The organism is Dietzia sp. CW19 (assembly GCF_014145265.1).
GTDB lineage: Bacteria > Actinomycetota > Actinomycetes > Mycobacteriales > Mycobacteriaceae > Dietzia > Dietzia natronolimnaea.
Window position 1 is genome coordinate 10,577 of sequence record NZ_JAALEE010000233.1, and the last position, 2,176, is coordinate 12,752.

The 2,176-nt window shown below is 66.3% G+C and carries 2 protein-coding genes; both read left to right on the plus strand.

Annotated features, from left to right (window positions below; all coding sequences use genetic code 11):
• Positions 1-589 (plus strand): transposase (locus G6021_RS17220; RefSeq protein ID WP_241736461.1); only part of this gene is annotated, 589 nt, incomplete at its 5' end.
• A gap of 58 nt (positions 590-647) precedes the next feature.
• A protein-coding gene (locus tag G6021_RS07725; protein WP_182640998.1) for an IS3 family transposase occupies positions 648-1,846 on the plus strand; the annotation gives its coding sequence in 2 pieces (ribosomal slippage) (positions 648-903 and positions 903-1,846; 1,200 coding nt in all).
• Positions 1,847-2,176: the final 330 nt, after the last annotated feature.

Consider the following 2,176-nt stretch of genomic DNA (forward strand, 5'->3'; position numbering starts at 1 on the left):
AGCCGCGTGGGGACCAGCGCTCAACCCCAACGGGGACATCCGCGACGGGGCCGACATCGCGGAGCTGACCGGGTTCCTCTCCCCACGGATGCTCGCAAAGTGGCCAGACGGGATGCGGGTCATCGTCCGCCGCGAACGGCCCCACCCGGGTGCTCAGTTGTCGATGTTCGAGGAGATCGACGGGTGGCGCTACCAGGCATTTGTCACCAACACCAGCGCCGGGCAGCTGCAGTTCCTTGAAGCGAGGCATCGGGCTCACGCCCGGGTCGAGGACCGCATCCGCCACGCCAAAGACACCGGGCTCGGCCGGCTCCCCTCACGCGAGTTCGCGCTCAACCAGGCCTGGCTGGTGGCAGTGATGATCGCCGCAGATCTGGTGGCGTGGACGCGGATGCTGGCCTGTACCGGCGAGGCCGCAGTCCTCGCCTTGTGCGAGCCCAAAGCCTTGCGCTACCGCTTCCTGCACGTCGCAGCCCGACTGACCCGTAGCGGACGACGGCGAAAAGTGAAGATCCCGGAAACGTGGCCCTGGGCCGTCGCGATCGTCGCCGTGTTCAACACGATCGCCGCGATCCCCAAACCAGCCTGACCTCACTGGGGTGTATCAAAGATCTTGGACAACCTCTTGAGGCGAGAGGATCGAGATCATGGCAGCGAGTTCGAGGCGGAAGTTCAGTCCGCAGTTCAAGACCGAGGCGGTGCAGCTGGTCCTGCAGAGTGACCGCTCGATTGCCGAGGTGGCCGGGGAGTTGGCGATCAACCCGGGCACCCTGGGCAACTGGGTTCAGAAGCACCGGCAGGCCAATCCGGAGCCGGACACGTCGATGAGTCCGGCCGACCACGGCAGGCTGGCCGAGCTCGAGGAGCAGAACCGCAAGCTGAAGATGGAAAATGAGTTCCTAAAAAAAGCCGCGGCCTTCTTCGCCCGGGAGCAGGACTGAACGAGAAGTCAGCCCTGATCGAGGCGGAGAAGGCGAACTTTCCGATCGACTGGATGTGCGCCCAGCTCGGCGTGGCCCGCTCGTCGTTCTACGCGTGGCGCGCCCGCGCCGGGCAGGTTACAGCCACCCAGGCGCGCCGCGAAGCGCTGAAGATGGAGGTCGAGCGCGTTTTCCATAAGCAGCGCGGCACTGCCGGGTGCCGGCGCATCGCTGCCATTCTCAATGACGAGGGGCACCCGGCCTCGGTGGGGCTCGTGGCCGACCTGATGCGCGAGCTCGGCCTGGCGGCGATCCAGCGCAAGGCCTACAAACGCACCACCGTCCCGGACGAGAAAGCCCAAGTCTTCGCCGACAAGCTGGGCCGCGACTTCGCCCCGAGCAGTCACCGCCCCGGCACCGCACTGGTCGGCGACATCACCTACCTACGCACCGGCCAGGGGTGGCTGTACCTGGCCACCGTGATCGACCTGGCCACGCGCAAGGTGATCGGGTGGCAGACCGCTGAGCACATGCGCGCCAGCCTGGTCGTCGACGCCCTGGAAATGGCCCGTACGCAGGGCCAAGCCGCCGAAGGGGCAATATTTCACTCCGACCACGGGTCTCAGTACACCTCCGACGAATTCGTCACCTACTGCACCCAGCACGGGTTCCTGCAGTCGATGGGCCGCACCGGGGTGTGCTGGGACAACGCCGCGGCGGAGACGTTCTTCGCCACCCTGAAAAACGAGATGTACCACCAGCAGGTGTTCCATACCCGCGCCCGAGCACGGTTCGCCGTCGCCGAGTACATCGAGGTGTTCTACAACCGTCAAAGACCGCACTCCAGCCTGGGCTACCGCACCCCGGCCCAGGCATGGGCCGACGCCCACAATCCCGCCGCCGAGGACCTAACCGAGGCGGCCTGACACACCCGACATCACCGAGGACCTGTCCACAATCCTTGACACAGCCCACACATGCCCGCCCACGACATCACCACCCGGGGACCCGCCCACCGGCAGCGCCAGCCGGCACACACGCACGCCTACCCACGAAATCGATCCCGCCGTCAACCGACAGCAGCAGTCACACCGGCCCGTGAATCAGCGGGGCTAAGGTGGTGCGGGTGAGGATGAGCACCGGTAGAGGATGTCGCCTGCGACAGGCGAGGTCACGGTCTGCGCGAACACGGGCCTGGCACTGCTCCCGGCCGGCGGCCAGGCTGTGTACCGGTTGGCTAAACCTTCCTATGGGGT